At 38.2% G+C, this 14,226-nt stretch carries 14 protein-coding genes; 6 read left to right on the forward strand and 8 right to left on the reverse strand.

Features of this window, described 5'->3' with window-relative positions:
• Positions 1–13: 13 nt before the first annotated feature.
• The gene (locus FBF83_RS03420) at positions 14–793 is read right to left on the reverse strand and encodes a sulfotransferase domain-containing protein (RefSeq protein WP_136945717.1); all 780 of its coding nucleotides are present in this window, start codon (positions 791–793) and stop codon (positions 14–16) included.
• Positions 794–972: 179 nt separating this feature from the next.
• Between FBF83_RS03420 and FBF83_RS03425 the strand changes: the two genes are divergently transcribed.
• Positions 973–2,046, forward strand: a complete 1,074-nt coding sequence (locus FBF83_RS03425; RefSeq protein WP_136945718.1) for a glycosyltransferase family 4 protein — start codon at positions 973–975, stop codon at positions 2,044–2,046.
• Positions 2,047–2,070: 24 nt separating this feature from the next.
• Here the strand turns inward: FBF83_RS03425 and FBF83_RS03430 are convergent, their stop codons facing one another.
• The gene (locus FBF83_RS03430; RefSeq protein WP_169525157.1) at positions 2,071–2,868 is read right to left on the reverse strand and encodes a sulfotransferase domain-containing protein; all 798 of its coding nucleotides are present in this window, start codon (positions 2,866–2,868) and stop codon (positions 2,071–2,073) included.
• A gap of 180 nt (positions 2,869–3,048) precedes the next feature.
• On the opposite strand from FBF83_RS03430, the gene FBF83_RS03435 reads away from it, so the two are divergent.
• The gene (locus FBF83_RS03435) at positions 3,049–3,462 is read left to right on the forward strand and encodes a hypothetical protein (RefSeq protein ID WP_136945720.1); all 414 of its coding nucleotides are present in this window, start codon (positions 3,049–3,051) and stop codon (positions 3,460–3,462) included.
• A gap of 50 nt (positions 3,463–3,512) precedes the next feature.
• On the opposite strand, the gene FBF83_RS03440 is transcribed toward FBF83_RS03435, so the two are convergent.
• Together FBF83_RS03440 and FBF83_RS03445 are read right to left on the reverse strand one after the other, a co-directional pair.
• Entirely contained in the window at positions 3,513–4,436 is a 924-nt protein-coding gene (locus tag FBF83_RS03440) for a glycosyltransferase (protein ID WP_205665297.1), read from the reverse strand.
• A gap of 102 nt (positions 4,437–4,538) precedes the next feature.
• A complete protein-coding gene (locus FBF83_RS03445; RefSeq protein WP_136945722.1) occupies positions 4,539–4,751 on the reverse strand; it encodes a hypothetical protein in 213 nt (70 codons plus the stop codon).
• Between the two features lie 237 nt (positions 4,752–4,988).
• On the opposite strand from FBF83_RS03445, the gene FBF83_RS03450 reads away from it, so the two are divergent.
• On the forward strand, positions 4,989–5,429 hold the full coding sequence (locus tag FBF83_RS03450; protein WP_136945723.1) for a hypothetical protein: 441 nt from the start codon (positions 4,989–4,991) through the stop codon (positions 5,427–5,429).
• A 112-nt stretch (positions 5,430–5,541) separates the two neighbouring features.
• The gene (locus FBF83_RS03455) at positions 5,542–6,309 is read left to right on the forward strand and encodes a sulfotransferase domain-containing protein (RefSeq protein ID WP_136945724.1); all 768 of its coding nucleotides are present in this window, start codon (positions 5,542–5,544) and stop codon (positions 6,307–6,309) included.
• Between the two features lie 291 nt (positions 6,310–6,600).
• On the opposite strand, the gene fabI is transcribed toward FBF83_RS03455, so the two are convergent.
• The 3 genes from fabI to mgtE all read right to left on the reverse strand — a co-directional run bounded on the left by fabI (position 6,601) and on the right by mgtE (position 11,027).
• The gene (fabI, locus tag FBF83_RS03460) at positions 6,601–7,377 is read right to left on the reverse strand and encodes an enoyl-ACP reductase FabI (protein ID WP_136945725.1); all 777 of its coding nucleotides are present in this window, start codon (positions 7,375–7,377) and stop codon (positions 6,601–6,603) included.
• 368 nt (positions 7,378–7,745) lie between these two features.
• A complete protein-coding gene (locus FBF83_RS03465; protein WP_136945726.1) occupies positions 7,746–9,593 on the reverse strand; it encodes a monovalent cation:proton antiporter family protein in 1,848 nt (615 codons plus the stop codon).
• Positions 9,594–9,626: 33 nt separating this feature from the next.
• A complete protein-coding gene (mgtE, locus tag FBF83_RS03470) occupies positions 9,627–11,027 on the reverse strand; it encodes a magnesium transporter (protein WP_136945727.1) in 1,401 nt (466 codons plus the stop codon).
• A gap of 231 nt (positions 11,028–11,258) precedes the next feature.
• Here mgtE and FBF83_RS03475 point away from each other — a divergent pair, with 231 nt between their 5' ends.
• On the forward strand, positions 11,259–12,443 hold the full coding sequence (locus FBF83_RS03475; protein WP_136945728.1) for an FtsW/RodA/SpoVE family cell cycle protein: 1,185 nt from the start codon (positions 11,259–11,261) through the stop codon (positions 12,441–12,443).
• A gap of 102 nt (positions 12,444–12,545) precedes the next feature.
• Positions 12,546–13,304, forward strand: a complete 759-nt coding sequence (gene prpE / locus FBF83_RS03480) for a bis(5'-nucleosyl)-tetraphosphatase PrpE (RefSeq protein ID WP_136945729.1) — start codon at positions 12,546–12,548, stop codon at positions 13,302–13,304.
• On the opposite strand, the gene FBF83_RS03485 is transcribed toward prpE, so the two are convergent.
• On the reverse strand, positions 13,288–14,178 hold the full coding sequence (locus FBF83_RS03485; protein ID WP_136945730.1) for an RluA family pseudouridine synthase: 891 nt from the start codon (positions 14,176–14,178) through the stop codon (positions 13,288–13,290). The two genes, prpE and FBF83_RS03485, sit on opposite strands and share 17 nt — an antisense overlap.
• Positions 14,179–14,226: the final 48 nt, after the last annotated feature.

Consider the following 14,226-nt stretch of genomic DNA (forward strand, 5'->3'; position numbering starts at 1 on the left):
TAAACGTCCCTTCTTACCAAACATGATTTTTTTCATAACCAAGTTGAATGAGTAAATCTCCAGCAACCTTTTTGAAAGCTTCTTTTACTTCATCATCAAATTCTTCTTTCCAACTGCCTATGCCACCTTTACGGAAAGTTGGAGACTGAGACGGAAGTATATTTGCTTCCATATGATGAACCATTTCATTTATGGATAGTGGATAATTTAGTTCTTTTGTTAAGTATTGTGCAATATGTTGAAGACTCTTACGGCGCGATTGAGTCGACTCCATAAGTTCTTCATACGTCACAGTCAACACTTCACCTTGATTGACCCAACCACTAAAATCACGAAAAAATTCAGCAATATTACCGTACTTTATGTCTTTCGTCTTCACACCATTTATGAGAGATAAATAGCAATCTTTCTGAGTTGTACCAGGTTGAGTAAATAGAGGATAAAGAGGATGATCTGGAAGCTTACTTTTAATAAAGTAAGTTAACGAAACGACAACGTCACGAAGATCTCTAATAATAAAGACCTGCTTAATTTGATAATCCGACAACAATTTAGCCCATCGTTCAGAATAATAAATATGTCCCATTATAATTTCATTGTCTCTAAGTGTTTTCATTGTCTGTAGATGCTTATTATGATCTTTCTCTAGTCCTTCATAGATCACGTTTCCTGGAATGTGAAACGTATCTGGAATACCTAGCAATATTTGTTTTAGAAGATGTGTACCGCTTTTAGGAACTGAGTTTAAGAGGAACCCAGGGATTTTACTTTTTTCATGATTAAAAACAGGCAATCAAAACCGTCTCCTTTCTACACAAGTTAAGATAGTATATGTTGTCCTTCTGTACCTGACTGGTCTTTATAACCATATCAACAGCTTTTTTTCATTTTTTGATACCCCGGGCGAATATCAATCTACTTTTCTAATCTCACGACATAAGCTACAACTAACGAACAAAAAGGAGCTTAGATATGAAATTATTGTTTGTTTTTTATGTGCCAAGCGGTGGAGTTGAAACGTTAAACCGGCAGCGTTGCTTCGCACTCCAACAGCAAGGAATATATTGTGAATTACTTTACCTTCAAGACGGGGAAGGAAAGAAGAATAATGTCAATATCCCTATCCATATAACAAATAAAGATCTTGAAATCAAATCCATTCTAGAGCATGGTCAGTTCGATGCTGTGATTGTTTGTTCAAATCACTCTTTTCTCCCCCGACTTAGAAAACTTGGTTATTCTGGAAGAATCATTTACGAAGTTCAGGGACTAGGAAGTAAGGTTGAAGCAAATAACTGGTTGAGAAATGCACAGAATATTATTACTTCAAATGCTGACGCTTTGTTATTTCCACAAACATCGCATCTCAAGGAGCTTTGCACAAACTATTTTCCCAACAAACCGAAATACTGTTTCCATAATTGCTTTGACACCAAGAACTTTACTTACGTAGATACTAAGAAGGAAGGTGCACCTATTATTGGCTGGGTTGGTCGGCTTGAACCTAATAAGAATTGGCGTGGGTTTGTTGAACTTGCAAACCTGATATCTAAGCGAAATCCTTCGATTCAGTTCTGGATATTTGAAGATGCGGCACTCGCTTCACCGAAAGAACGCAGTGATTTCAAGCTTCTTATAGCAAGCTATGGATTAACAAATAAAATAACGATTCGTTCAAACGTACCCCACTCCCAAATGGCAAGTTATTATTCTAAAATTGGAGACTCCGGTGGTTTCCTATGCTCAACATCAAAAGTAGAAGGATTCGGTTACGCTATTGTTGAAGCAATTAGCTGCCGTTGTCCGGTACTCACCACGGACTCAGATGGTGTAAGAAGTTTCATCGTCCACGAGCAAACTGGCCTTTTTTATGATGAAAATCAATTAAATAAAGCCGTGAATCAAGCTTTTGATCTTATGAACAATAAAGTGCTTAGAGATCGAATACGCTCTGCAGGACTCTCTTATATACAAGAGCACTTAAGTCCACTCGTCTACTCCACAAATTTCGTAAAAATGATGAATGATCTTGGAGTACAAAAATAACACCTTGCAAAGGTGTTTTTTTTGTTACCAATTATCATCTGTCTCATAACCGAGATTCGTTAATAGTAAGTTTGACTGGGACTTAAATAGCTCCTTAAGTTCCTCATCAAATTCCCTCTTCCAACCGCTGATCTTGCCTGAACGGAAGGTAAACGATTTGCTCGTATCAATATTGGCTATCATATCATTAACAATCTGCTCCTTTAATTGATCTCGTAAAGCATGATCATACAAAAAGTCAAGTAGCTTTCCTAATGCTACTCTCCTTGACTTAGAGGATTCAACAAGTTGTTCAAAACGAATCTTGTGAACATCTTCCACATCCACCCAGCCATAAAAGCTCGAAATATATGTGTTGAAGTCTGGCCATAGTCCTGGCACTCCCTGAATGAGCATCCGTAGTCGATCTTTAACATCTGTTGTGGTTTGAAACTGATGATGTAGAGGGTGAAATAACCATTTCTCACCAATGAAATAAGCCAATGAAACAAGTACATCTCTTGGGTCTCTGTAAAGAAACACATGCTTCTTATTCGCTTCTTTAAGCATATCTTCGTATTTACTAGAATAACGAACATGTCCCAACCCAAACTCGTTTTCTTTTAACAGATTAAGTCTAGAGCGATGATCTTGATATAAGGCTTCATAGTAAGCATCAGAAGCAAGAACTGCGCCAAGAAAAAACTTCTTTATCGAATCGTTGATATTCATGGAAACGTTAGGTATCCCATTTAATAGTTGATGCAGCAAATGAGTGCCGCTTTTAGGTACTGACGACATAAAAAAGGGTGGTAATGAAGTTAAGCTATCTTGTTCAGGCATAAAAAGTCCTCCAAACGCTCTTTTCACTATCATATGATTAGATTTTCTTTATCGTACTGGACGAGCTACTATGCGTATTCATCATTTTTCAATCTAAATTCCTTTTTAGAGAGGCTTGTCTATACAAATCTATTCAAATTTCATATCCTACAGTATTCAAATAAAGAAAGGAGGATTTTCTTGGCAAAACAAATTTTCGGATTTGGCTCTAGTGTCCCAACTTCTGCAAGCGAATCGCTGAATCGAACTATCCCTATGACACCACAATCCATTAAACTTGCAGCTTTCGGACTTTTTGTACCGAATCAATCTAATAACGTCCTTCTTAATGCTACAGTTGGTGTAAAGGCTACGGCTTTAACACCTACGGCTCTGTTTACTATTTTTAGAAACTCAGCAGTCATATTTACAACACGAATCACTCTTGATGAAGATGTCGGTGACTTCCAAACCATTTCATTCCAAGCAATTGAGACAAACGCTCCTGGGGGTTACCACTCTTATTCAGTTAGAGTGGAACTTGACTCATCTCTTCTATTAGATCAAGCAGAAGTAATAGGACCAATCACATTCAGCGGTTATTCAATCGGATAATACAAAAGGCGTATCATGTATTTTAAGACATGGTACGCCTTCTTATTTTACTAATCGATTAACTTACTAATTTGAACAACTAGTTCCCTCGCTCTTATTTCTGTTGAATGCCTTTGTTGAATGAGCTCTTCTCCACGCTTAGCAATTGAAAGTCTCTCTGCCTCATTCTTCAGATAATACTTTGCCTTTTCATTGAAATTACTTTGGTTAATCTCTACATAAGTTTTCCCATCGATAAAACCAAGATCTCTTAATTCTTCTGATCCTGTACCAAGTAGTAGTGTTCCACAGGCTAAAGCTTCATAATACTTTAGCAATGGAAAATGATAATTTGAATCACAAGTGAAGAAGATTTTGGCTTTGTTTAATTCTCGAGCGTAGTCTATACCTACCTTATATCCCTTACCAATATGGTCCATTGTCTTATAACCTGGATGAGGAACATAAGTGAAAGCAGGATTGTTTCTATACCACTTCATAATGGCAACCCTTAGCGGATATAGTTCCTTATAAATAGCGCCCATCATAAGATAATCATAATCTTTACTTACCTGATAATCTTTAAACACCTTTAATGGAACATGGTGTGGGAACCAAATCATTCGATCAATGTATGTTGGATACCATCTTTTAAAGGCATCTCGATAGTTAACAAATAGATGCTGGACATTTTCTTGTCTAATAAATCTTTTTTTCTTATACATTTTATACTGCAAATCATGCATGATGAGTCCAAATGGTATTTTCATATTTTTAAGCCCAGAAATATCAGGACAGTAGTCTGGTTTATGATCGTTTAGGAGAATAAAGTCTGGTCTTTCCCCGATTTGATTAATTATTTCATTTATATTCCCATTTGTAGTCCATACATTTAAATCGCAGATCTTCTTCAATTCATCTATTAAATACACACTACTCTTATCAATATGAAAAGTATGATCCTTTGTAATAAACAAAAGCTTTAATCTGGACAATGTAAAATATCCTTTCATCTTTCTAATTAGAATGAGGAAACCCTCGCTTTTTCTTAAATTATCAAAAAGAAAAAACCCCAATAGAATTGGAGTCTTTACTAGCTATTCCATAATCGCAACCACATTGCTTAAAGGAACCATGATCTCACCAGAACCACCAGATCCTGGCTGGCTAACAAGCATAAAATTACTACTTACTTCTAGGATCGTTACATTCATTAATATTAAATCATCAGGTCCACTGCTTATTAAATGTATCTCAGAAAATGTGTCACCAATGTATTCACGAAGTTTGACGTATAGTTTACTTGCCATGCTATCGCTCCTTTCTACCTTAAGATAATAAAACATGACGTATTACATAACTATGTATGTATTCTTTATATGAATGGACAATCGTACTAGTTTTCCAAAATTAATTATTAAACCCCATGAGCGACTAACCATTTTATTGTAGAATAGGTTCCTATCTATACAGAATCAGTCAAGCTTCAATATAGTGTATAAACCCTTATTGTAATACGGGTAAATCTTCATTTAAGGAGGATGACTGTGAGCCTTTTCAATCATGATTGGGATTGTTGCAAGAAGAAATTGTATAAATGCCACGATGAGTGGGATTGTTTCTACGAAAAGTCAAAGCATAGATACTATGACGAGTGTGAGCATGACAAGAAGTCAGAGCATAAATGTTATGACGATTGTGAGCATGACAAGAAGTCGAAAGATAAATGTGAGGAAGATTGCCACAAAAAAGAGAAATCGAAAAAATCGTGCGATACATGTATCTGTGATCAACTTAAGAAACTACCTTCAGGTGCATTTGTAGATCTAATTATCAATGGCATAGATTACTTTTCTAATATGAAGTTTATTAATGTAGACTCAAAAACATGTTGCGCTACATTTATTGATTGCACCGACACATTTATTGTCGATTGCAAACAAATTCAAGCTATAAGAATGGTAAAAGACAAGTACTCAGGTAAATAATTTATATAACTGGTTTGGTGCCAAAACAAACCGGTTTTTTTGTTTTAATCTTAATCAATCTCAGTTATTAATAGCATAGAATATGACAAAATGTGAATGAAAGGTGAGGTCGATGCATAATCAGCTCCCCCCTTTTTTAATGACGTCCGTTCCGAAAAGCGGCACTTATTTACTCTATCAAATTTTAACTGGTATGCCTGAAATCTCTTCTGACCGGACTAGTTTCAAGCGTTTTTTCACAAATTCCTTAGTGCCTGAAGATTACTTAGCTGATCATAAAAATAGACTAACCCTCCTTTCTCCTAACGAATTCGGTTTAGGTCATATTCGCTATAGTCAAGAATATGTACAATTACTTCAACATCTTCAAATGAAGCATATCTTCATTCACCGCGATCCTAGAGATGTTTGTATCTCTTTGTCCTATTACATTAAAGAGAAGTGGAAAACGCATCCACTCCATAATGATTTCAATATAACCTATCAATCGGACAAAGAGCGACATCTTGCTATCATTAACGGTGTTTCAGGAAAGTGGCCAAGTTTTGATAAATACTTCTTTCTCTATTATAAATGGTTGCTTCATGAGGAGACACATCATGTTTCATATGAAGAACTAATGATTAACGAGGAATCTAGAGAAAAAGCAATAAAGAAGATTATCCAGTTTCTTTGGAAGGATTTAACCCCACCCACTTCTAAAAGTGAGATGTATTCCAAAATCCTTTCTAACCTTAATCCTTCTAGTTCCAATACATTCCGCTCAGGAAAAATTGGTGGATGGAGGAAAGAATTTGACAACGAAATAAAGCATGCGTTCAAAGAAGAAGCTAATCACTTATTACTTACATTTGGGTATGAATCAACATCCAACTGGTAACTACCAATCGTGTGATAAAACGAAAAGGCTCTTGTCGTATACTTTGTTGCTATAAGAGTGAGGGATTTTTGCTCCAGGATGCTCGCTTTCCTTGATGCGGGCGCAGAGCCTCCTCGGCGCACAAAAAAAATTGCTCCTGTGGGGTCTCACCTGTCCGCAGGAGTCGAGCATCCTTCCGCTCCAATTAGCTAAATTTGGTTCTTTATACAAAACTTCTTTTAAAAGCAACAATCTTTTAGAAAAGAGCCAACGAAAAAGACCACGGTTCATGAAGAACCGTGGTCTTTCGTGTTACGTTGCAATAATATTGTATCCACTATCCACATGAATCATCTCACCAGTAATTCCTCCAGAAAGATCACTCATTAAGAATAACGCTGTATTTCCTACATCCTCTTTCGTCACAGTACGACGCATTGGAGACTTTTCTTCAATCTCTTTAATAACAGAGTTAAAATCACCAATTCCTTTTGCTGCAAGCGTTCTGATTGGCCCTGCAGAAATTGCGTTAACGCGGATGTTATCTTTACCTAAATCGTTAGCAAGGTATTTAACACTTGCGTCAAGAGAAGCTTTCGCTACGCCCATCACGTTATAGTTATTCACGACGCGCTCGCCACCGAGGTAAGTCATTGTAAGAATGCTTCCTCCTTCAGACATAAGTGGACGTGCAGCTTTGGAAACAGCTGTTAGAGAATAAGAGCTGATATTGTGCGCAAGCATGAACCCTTCACGTGTTGTTTCCAGATACTCACCTTTAAGTTCTTCTGTTTTAGCGAATGCGATACAGTGAGCTAGCCCATGAATCACACCAACTTCTTCTTTAATCTGAGCAAATGTTGCATCGATCTCTTCGTCGTTTGTAATGTCACACGGCAAAATTACCGAATCATCACGATCGAGTGTCGCTGCAAGGTCTCGAACATTCTTCTCAAGACGCTCCCCTGCGTAAGTAAAGATTAATCGTGCACCAGCACTGCTAAGCGCCTGTGCAATTCCCCAGGCAATGCTTCGTTTATTGGCAACGCCCATTACAACATATGTACGGTTTTCTAGAGACAGGTTCATATCCATGCTCCTCCTCGAATTTATTATTAGTTATTAGCACCACGTGCTAATTATAACATGCTTTACGTACCGTATGTGGAATTCATTATCCCTTACTTGTTTGAATATTACGTTTCTCATGTCCGCAGGATGGACATTCAAATATGACATTTTGATTCGACTGGGCTGTAATCGTCTCTTCCAAAGTAAATTGTTTATGGCATTCTGGACAAATGACTTGTGGTGTTTCGTTAATCATCCGCACACTTCCTCTCTTCTCTTATGATATGAAGTATCACCTTCATCCCTCTCATTATTCATTTAGAGGTGTTCAATCCTGTAAATAACAAAGACCTCCCTTACTTAATTTGTAAGGGAGGTCTCTTTCGCTAGTAGCTCAGAAGCGTACGAACTTCTTCAACGCTTTCACTACTACCTGTCACAATCAATCTGTCACCAATACGAAGCTCAGTATCACCATGGGGAACGATTGAATCTTTGCCACGGAAAATGCGGACAATGATCGTATCCCCAAGGTAAGGAAAGCTCCTTAAAGGTACACCGTTATATTCAACATTGTTCATATTGATTTGGTAAAGGGCATTTTCTTCTCTTGTAAAGATATTAACAACACCAGGTGACTCAATAAGTGCTTTTAACAGAGCTTTCGTGGAGAAGAACACTGAGAAGACATCAATGTTAAGCTCACGAAGCTGATCGGCAATTTCAGTTAATTCTATCCTCGCAATTACTCGTTCAGTACCGTACTCTTTTGCAAATACCGCGATATCGGAATTTGTCTCATCGTCTCCTGATGAAATAAGGAGAATATCTGCATCAAACACTTCGCTCTTCTTGAGCGTATCAATGCTGTAATCTGATAACTCAGTAACGCTAAAATGGCTACTCTGTTTATCAGATTCAACTTTTTCTTGTTTCGTATGGTAAATTGACGTTTCATAATTTGCAGGATTAAGTTCAAGCGAAATTGGAAGCGTAATTTGGTTCGCCCCAATAATGGCAAGTTTCTTCGCATGCGAACGTTCTTCTGGCTTCGGCATGATTTTCTTAAATAAAATAGGTCCAAGAATACAACTAATAATGGCAACTAGAATGAGTGCTGATGAGAACTGATCATCAATAATATCAATTCGTTCACCAATTTCAGCTGCTGCAATAACTAGCGATAAAGTTGACGTAAGCAACAAGCCTGAACCTAGTACCGTTTTTGTATCATACCATTTCCTTAGAACCACAACAGGTACAAGTTTTGATACAAAAAGGGCGATTAATAGCATCGGAATGAGAACTAGCACTTTTGGTTCCTTGAATAGGGACCATATATCAAGTTCGACACCTACCATTACAAAGAAAATTGGTATCAAAAATCCATATCCAAATGAATCAAGCTTTTGAACGAGCTCTGTATTCGGAGAAAGAAGGGATACCAGTGCACCAGCAAGGAAGGCACCTAATATATTCTCAGCCCCAACAGTCTCAGATATTCCGACAAGGACGATAATTAATGTAAATACAGCTCTTGTGCCAATTTGGATGGTACCTTTTGACATCGTTTCGATGAATGAAAGGTGTCTGAAATAAGCACCAAGAAAATACAGTAAAATCCCTGCTCCAAATAGAATAAGGAGCAGCCACATATTGCCTTCTCCGCCTGAATTTAATGAGACGAAAATCGCAAGTAGGATCATTGTTGCAAGGTCAGCGATAACGGCAATTAGAAGAATCGTTTGACCGATACTCGTTTTCATTATACTTGCATCTTTTAGCGTTGGTACTACGACACCTAATGAAATGGTTGAAATAATCAACGTCATGAAGAAGGCATTATCAGTGTAACCTAGTACAACAAAGAGGAGCGATAATGCATAGGACACAATAAATACAAGTAGAAAAACAATGAACGAAACAAAAACACGGTTTGGTTCTATCTTACCGCTTGGAAGCTTTACTTTTTTCTTTTTACTCGCAAAAACAGTAAAGTCAATTTCAAGTCCACTCAAAAACATGAGGAAGATAAATCCAAGTGTCGACAGCGTATCGAGCCAGGTATCTCCTTGAACAAGATTTAAACCACTCTGTCCAATAAAAATACCAGCGATGATTTCTGCGACTACTACTGGTAGGAAGTTCAGCTTAAAACGGTGTAAAATGAACGGTATGAGAAATGCGATAACAACTACGATTACTAATGATGATACGGATGCACCGTGTTCCATGTCTTTCCTCCTTCAAAACGACTGCATTGCTACCTATACGAGGTGGCTCATAAATGCTGTCGCCATTCCAAAATAAATAAGTATACTTATAATATCGTTAATCGTGGTTATAAACGGACCTGAAGCTACTGCAGGGTCTATATTTAACTTATGCATTAAGAGTGGTACTAGAGCACCTGCGAGAGTTGCGACAATCAGTGTACATAATAACGAAAATCCAACAAGCATGCCAAGGAAAAAGGTTCCCTTCCACAAAAAGATAATAATTGTAACGAGAACACCACACGTTGCACCGGTTATTAATCCAGTGCCAGCCTCTCTTAGAATTAATGCCCACTTGCTATTTTCCTCATAGTCACCCGTTGCAATTCCTCTTACAACTACGGCTAACGCTTGAGTCCCAGTATTTCCAGCCATACCTGCAATTAACGGAATAAAAACGGCTAATAAAGCCACTTTATCAAGGGTTGCTTCAAATTGACCAATCAAGCTCGCTGTCATCATACCAAGGAATAACAGAATGATGAGCCAAGGTAGTCTTTTTCTTGCAGATGAAAATGGGTTACGATCAAGCGTTCCATCGTCTGAGATGGCCGCTAGTTTAGAGTAATCTTCAGATGCCTCTTCTTCAATTACATCTACGATATCATCATGTGTAATGATACCTAACAAGTGATTCTGGAAATCAAGAACTGGTAATGCAAGAAAATCGTAGTCTCTCATTATTCTTGCGGCTTCTTCCTGATCTTCTCCCACAGAGACGGACACAACACGCTCGTTCATGATATCTTCAATCAATGTATCTTCTTCTGCAATGATTAAATCTCTAAGAGATATGACACCGACGAGCCTTTTTTGCGAATCAAGTACGAATATATAATAGATGGTCTCAGCTTCCGGAGCTTCCTGCCTTAGAATTTGCATCGCGCGCTTCACTGTCTGGTGGGCTCTGATGGCTACAAATTCGGTAGTCATAATACTTCCGGCTGTTTTTTCCTCATAATGAAGCAGTTCTTTAATTTCATCTGCTGCATCATCATCCATAATCGTGAGGTAGCTTGCAATTTGCTCGGGATTTAATTCATTTAAGACGTCAACGGCATCATCCGCGTACATTTCAGCAAGCATCTTGGCTGCATAAGTAGGTTCCATTTCTGAGATATATTCTTCCTGCTCCTCAATGTCGAAGTTCTGGAAAATCTCAGCCATTTCTCTTGGTGACAAATAGGTGTACACAAGCAGCCTGATTTCTTCAGATACAGTTAAGAAGAATTGTGATTGTTCATATGGATGGATATCGAGAAATAACTCACGAAATGAATCAATTCTTTCCTGCTCTAAGTGATGGATTAATGCATCGTACAAAGCTTGAGTTTCTTGCTCCTGGTAAGCCACTCTGCACACCTCCCTGATGTTTTTTAACAAAGTGATCATAAATGCTCAAATATGGCTATTTCATTTCTCTTAATAGTTCGATAAACTTCCCTTAAGATGTTCCAATCCGTTCTTTAATGAGTCAATAAAGTAAAATTACCTTCCTATCTTAGTCGGTGTGTAGTTATTTTGTCAAAAATAAATACAGTAACCGATTTGCAAACGGAAGGATTTCAGATAAGATAGGGAATGTGATGGGTAGTAACGCTTTTCTTTAGAAAGGATTATATCATGAACAATGACAATCAAACACCATGGCAACAAATAGATTTCACTCTTTTGTTCTTTGTATTTCTCCTGATGTGTATCAGCACAGTCGCAATCTATAGTGCCCAAGCTTCACTTCCAGGAGATTTAAAAAACTTTAATTTCGCAGGAAGACAATTAACCTGGTATTTCATTGGGGCATTTGTTCTTTCTCTTACGCTCGTTATCGATTTCGATCGCTTTAAACAGTTATCATGGTACTTATACGGATTTGGTGTATCTCTTCTTATCCTACTTGCCATAATGCCCGAATACATAGGGAGCTACCAAATCGCTCCTGTTACAAACGGTGCAAAAAGCTGGTTCGTTCTTCCAGGTCTAGGAAGCGTTCAACCTTCAGAATTTATGAAAATTTTCTTGATTATCACTATTGCTTCGACCAGTGTGAATCATCATGAAAAACACCAAACCAAAACGATCCAAACGGATTTGATTTTACTAGCAAAAATCTTTGGAATTGCCTCTCTACCGCTGCTCATTGTAATGGCTCAACCTGACCTTGGAACAGCAATGGTATTTACGGCAATTGTGATTAGTATCACTCTCGTTTCAGGTGTTCGTTGGCGGTTGCTCTCACTCCTAAGCTTATTGGGAGTTGCAGGGATATCCGCATTCGTCTTTATCTTTTTCAAGTTTCCTGCTTTCTTTAAAGAACATCTTCTCGATGACTATCAGCTTGCCCGCTTCTACGGGTGGCTTGCACCTGAAGAATATGCAGATGCAGGTTATCAGGCAACTAAAGCAATTCTCGCTATAGGATCAGGCAAACTTGAAGGAAAAGGATACTCTGATGGAACAGTATATTTCCCTGAAGCCCACACCGATTTTATTTTTGCCGTTATTGGAGAAGAATTCGGATTTATTGGCGCAAGTGTTACGATATCGATCTTCTTCCTACTAGTATACCGAATGATTCATACTGCCCTTGAAAGCAATGAGTCTTTTGGAAGCTACCTTTGTGCAGGTGTAATTGGGATGCTAACGTTCCAAGTGTTTCAGAACATCGGTATGACGATACGAATCCTGCCGATTACTGGAATACCACTTCCATTCGTAAGCTACGGAGGAAGTGCTCTCCTAACCTATATGATTGCTGTCGGACTCGTATTAAACGTCCGTTCACGCACCAAAACATATATGTTCGAATAACCTGCCTATGGCAGGTTATTTATTTATCTTGTACTAGAAATACCGATGATACTTTCTACTCGATTAGGGAAGAGATAAAGAATATGGATAGTCGAACAGTGCATGAAGATAAAGGAGGACATTCCATTGTTTGATATTATTGGGGATATTCACGGTTGTTTTGATGAAATGGTCTCTCTAACAGAGCGTCTTGACTACGACTGGACCAGTGGGATACCTGTTCATCCATTAGGAAGAAAGCTTGTCTTTTTAGGTGATTTAACGGATCGCGGACCAGACTCTATCTCCGTTCTGAAAGTTGTATTCGAACTTGTGAAAACCGAGCAGGCTTATTACTGCCCAGGAAACCATTGTAATAAATTGTACAGGTATATGCTTGGCAGGAACGTGCAACAAAAGCATGGCCTTGAGACAACAGTAGCTGAATTAACTAGGCTTACTCATACTGAAAGAGATGCCATTTATAAGAGCTTTATTTCCCTTTATGAAAGCGCGCCACTTTATTTGTCCCTTGATGATGGAAACCTAATCGTAGCTCATGCAGGCATTCCAGAACACTATATAGGTGATACTGGTAAAAAAGTTAAAACGTTTGTTTTGTATGGAGATATTACAGGTGAATCTCACCCAAATGGCATGCCTGTTCGAAAAGATTGGGCTTTTAACTATAACGGTGCCTCAATGATTGTTTACGGCCACACCCCAGTTCTAGAGCCAAGATGGGTTAACCACACTGTTAATATTGATACAGGCTGTGTATTCGGTGGTAAGCTTACCGGCATCAGATATCCTGAGCTAAAGACTATTTCAATTTCTTCATCCATGCCTTTTGTGAAAGAAAAATTCACTTCTTTTGAATAAGTTTTTTCATGTCTTCTGGTAGATCTGCTTCAAACTTGAGTGTTTGTTCAAGAAATGGATGATAAAATTCAAGCTTCGCACTATGTAAAGCCTGTCTTAAAATGAGCTCGTTTGTTCCTCCGTACAAATCATCACCTAGAAGTGGATGACCAATTGAAGCCATATGGACTCGGATTTGATGCGTTCTGCCCGTTTGTAATGCTAACTGTAGTAATGAATAAGAATCGTGATGTTCGATCACATTGTACTTCGTAACAGCATGTTGACCATCTGGTCGAACTGTTCGCTCAATAATGCTCCCTTCACGTCTCCCAATTGGTGCATTCACTTCACCATTCCCATGTACTGCACCATGAACAAAGGCAAGATACATACGCTTCATTTCTTTACTACGCTGCTGCTTTGATAGTAGATCGTGAGCAAATCGATGCTTCGCAAATAACACTAAACCTGAAGTATCTCGATCGAGACGATTTACAGCATGTATTGTACGATTTAACTCTATTTTCTTATAGTGGTAGAGAACGGCCTGTGCAAGCGAACCATCAGAATGCCTTGAAGGAATTGTTGGCAGGTTCGCTTCCTTATTCACTAATAGGAAATGCTCATCTTCATAAATGATGTGAAGCGGAAGATCCATAGGAGTCATGCTTTCACTTATTTCTTCCTCAGGAAACGTAATTTCAACGTCATCTCCATTGTGTAAAATGGTACGCACGTTACAACTTACCCCATTCACGCAAATTCGTCCGCCTTTGAATTTAATATCCGTCAGCATACTTCTAGAAAGCGATTTTCCTTGCAAAAGAAACTCTCTTACAAGCATCCCCTCTTCTTCTTGTCTTACGATCCATTTCATCATTAAAGATGACATCCCACTCCGTCCTTTCGATTCCTAATTATAGCTAATCTTAAACAAAAA

Source organism: Guptibacillus hwajinpoensis (assembly GCF_005144865.1).
In the GTDB taxonomy this organism is placed as follows: domain Bacteria; phylum Bacillota; class Bacilli; order Bacillales; family Guptibacillaceae; genus Guptibacillus; species Guptibacillus hwajinpoensis_A.

Bases quoted from the DNA above. Each gene is read 5' to 3' on its own strand.
- fabI (WP_136945725.1), bottom strand. From the start codon at position 7,377: ATGAACCTGTCTCTAGAAAACCGTACATATGTTGTAATGGGCGTTGCC.
- mgtE (WP_136945727.1), bottom strand. From the start codon at position 11,027: ATGATCACTTTGTTAAAAAACATCAGGGAGGTGTGCAGAGTGGCTTAC.
- FBF83_RS03430 (WP_169525157.1), bottom strand. From the start codon at position 2,868: ATGCCTGAACAAGATAGCTTAACTTCATTACCACCCTTTTTTATGTCG.
- prpE (WP_136945729.1), top strand. From the start codon at position 12,546: ATGAAGATAAAGGAGGACATTCCATTGTTTGATATTATTGGGGATATT.
- FBF83_RS03425 (WP_136945718.1), top strand. From the start codon at position 973: ATGAAATTATTGTTTGTTTTTTATGTGCCAAGCGGTGGAGTTGAAACG.
- FBF83_RS03455 (WP_136945724.1), top strand. From the start codon at position 5,542: ATGCATAATCAGCTCCCCCCTTTTTTAATGACGTCCGTTCCGAAAAGC.
- FBF83_RS03445 (WP_136945722.1), bottom strand. From the start codon at position 4,751: ATGGCAAGTAAACTATACGTCAAACTTCGTGAATACATTGGTGACACA.
- FBF83_RS03485 (WP_136945730.1), bottom strand. From the start codon at position 14,178: ATGTCATCTTTAATGATGAAATGGATCGTAAGACAAGAAGAAGAGGGG.
- FBF83_RS03475 (WP_136945728.1), top strand. From the start codon at position 11,259: ATGAACAATGACAATCAAACACCATGGCAACAAATAGATTTCACTCTT.
- FBF83_RS03465 (WP_136945726.1), bottom strand. From the start codon at position 9,593: ATGGAACACGGTGCATCCGTATCATCATTAGTAATCGTAGTTGTTATC.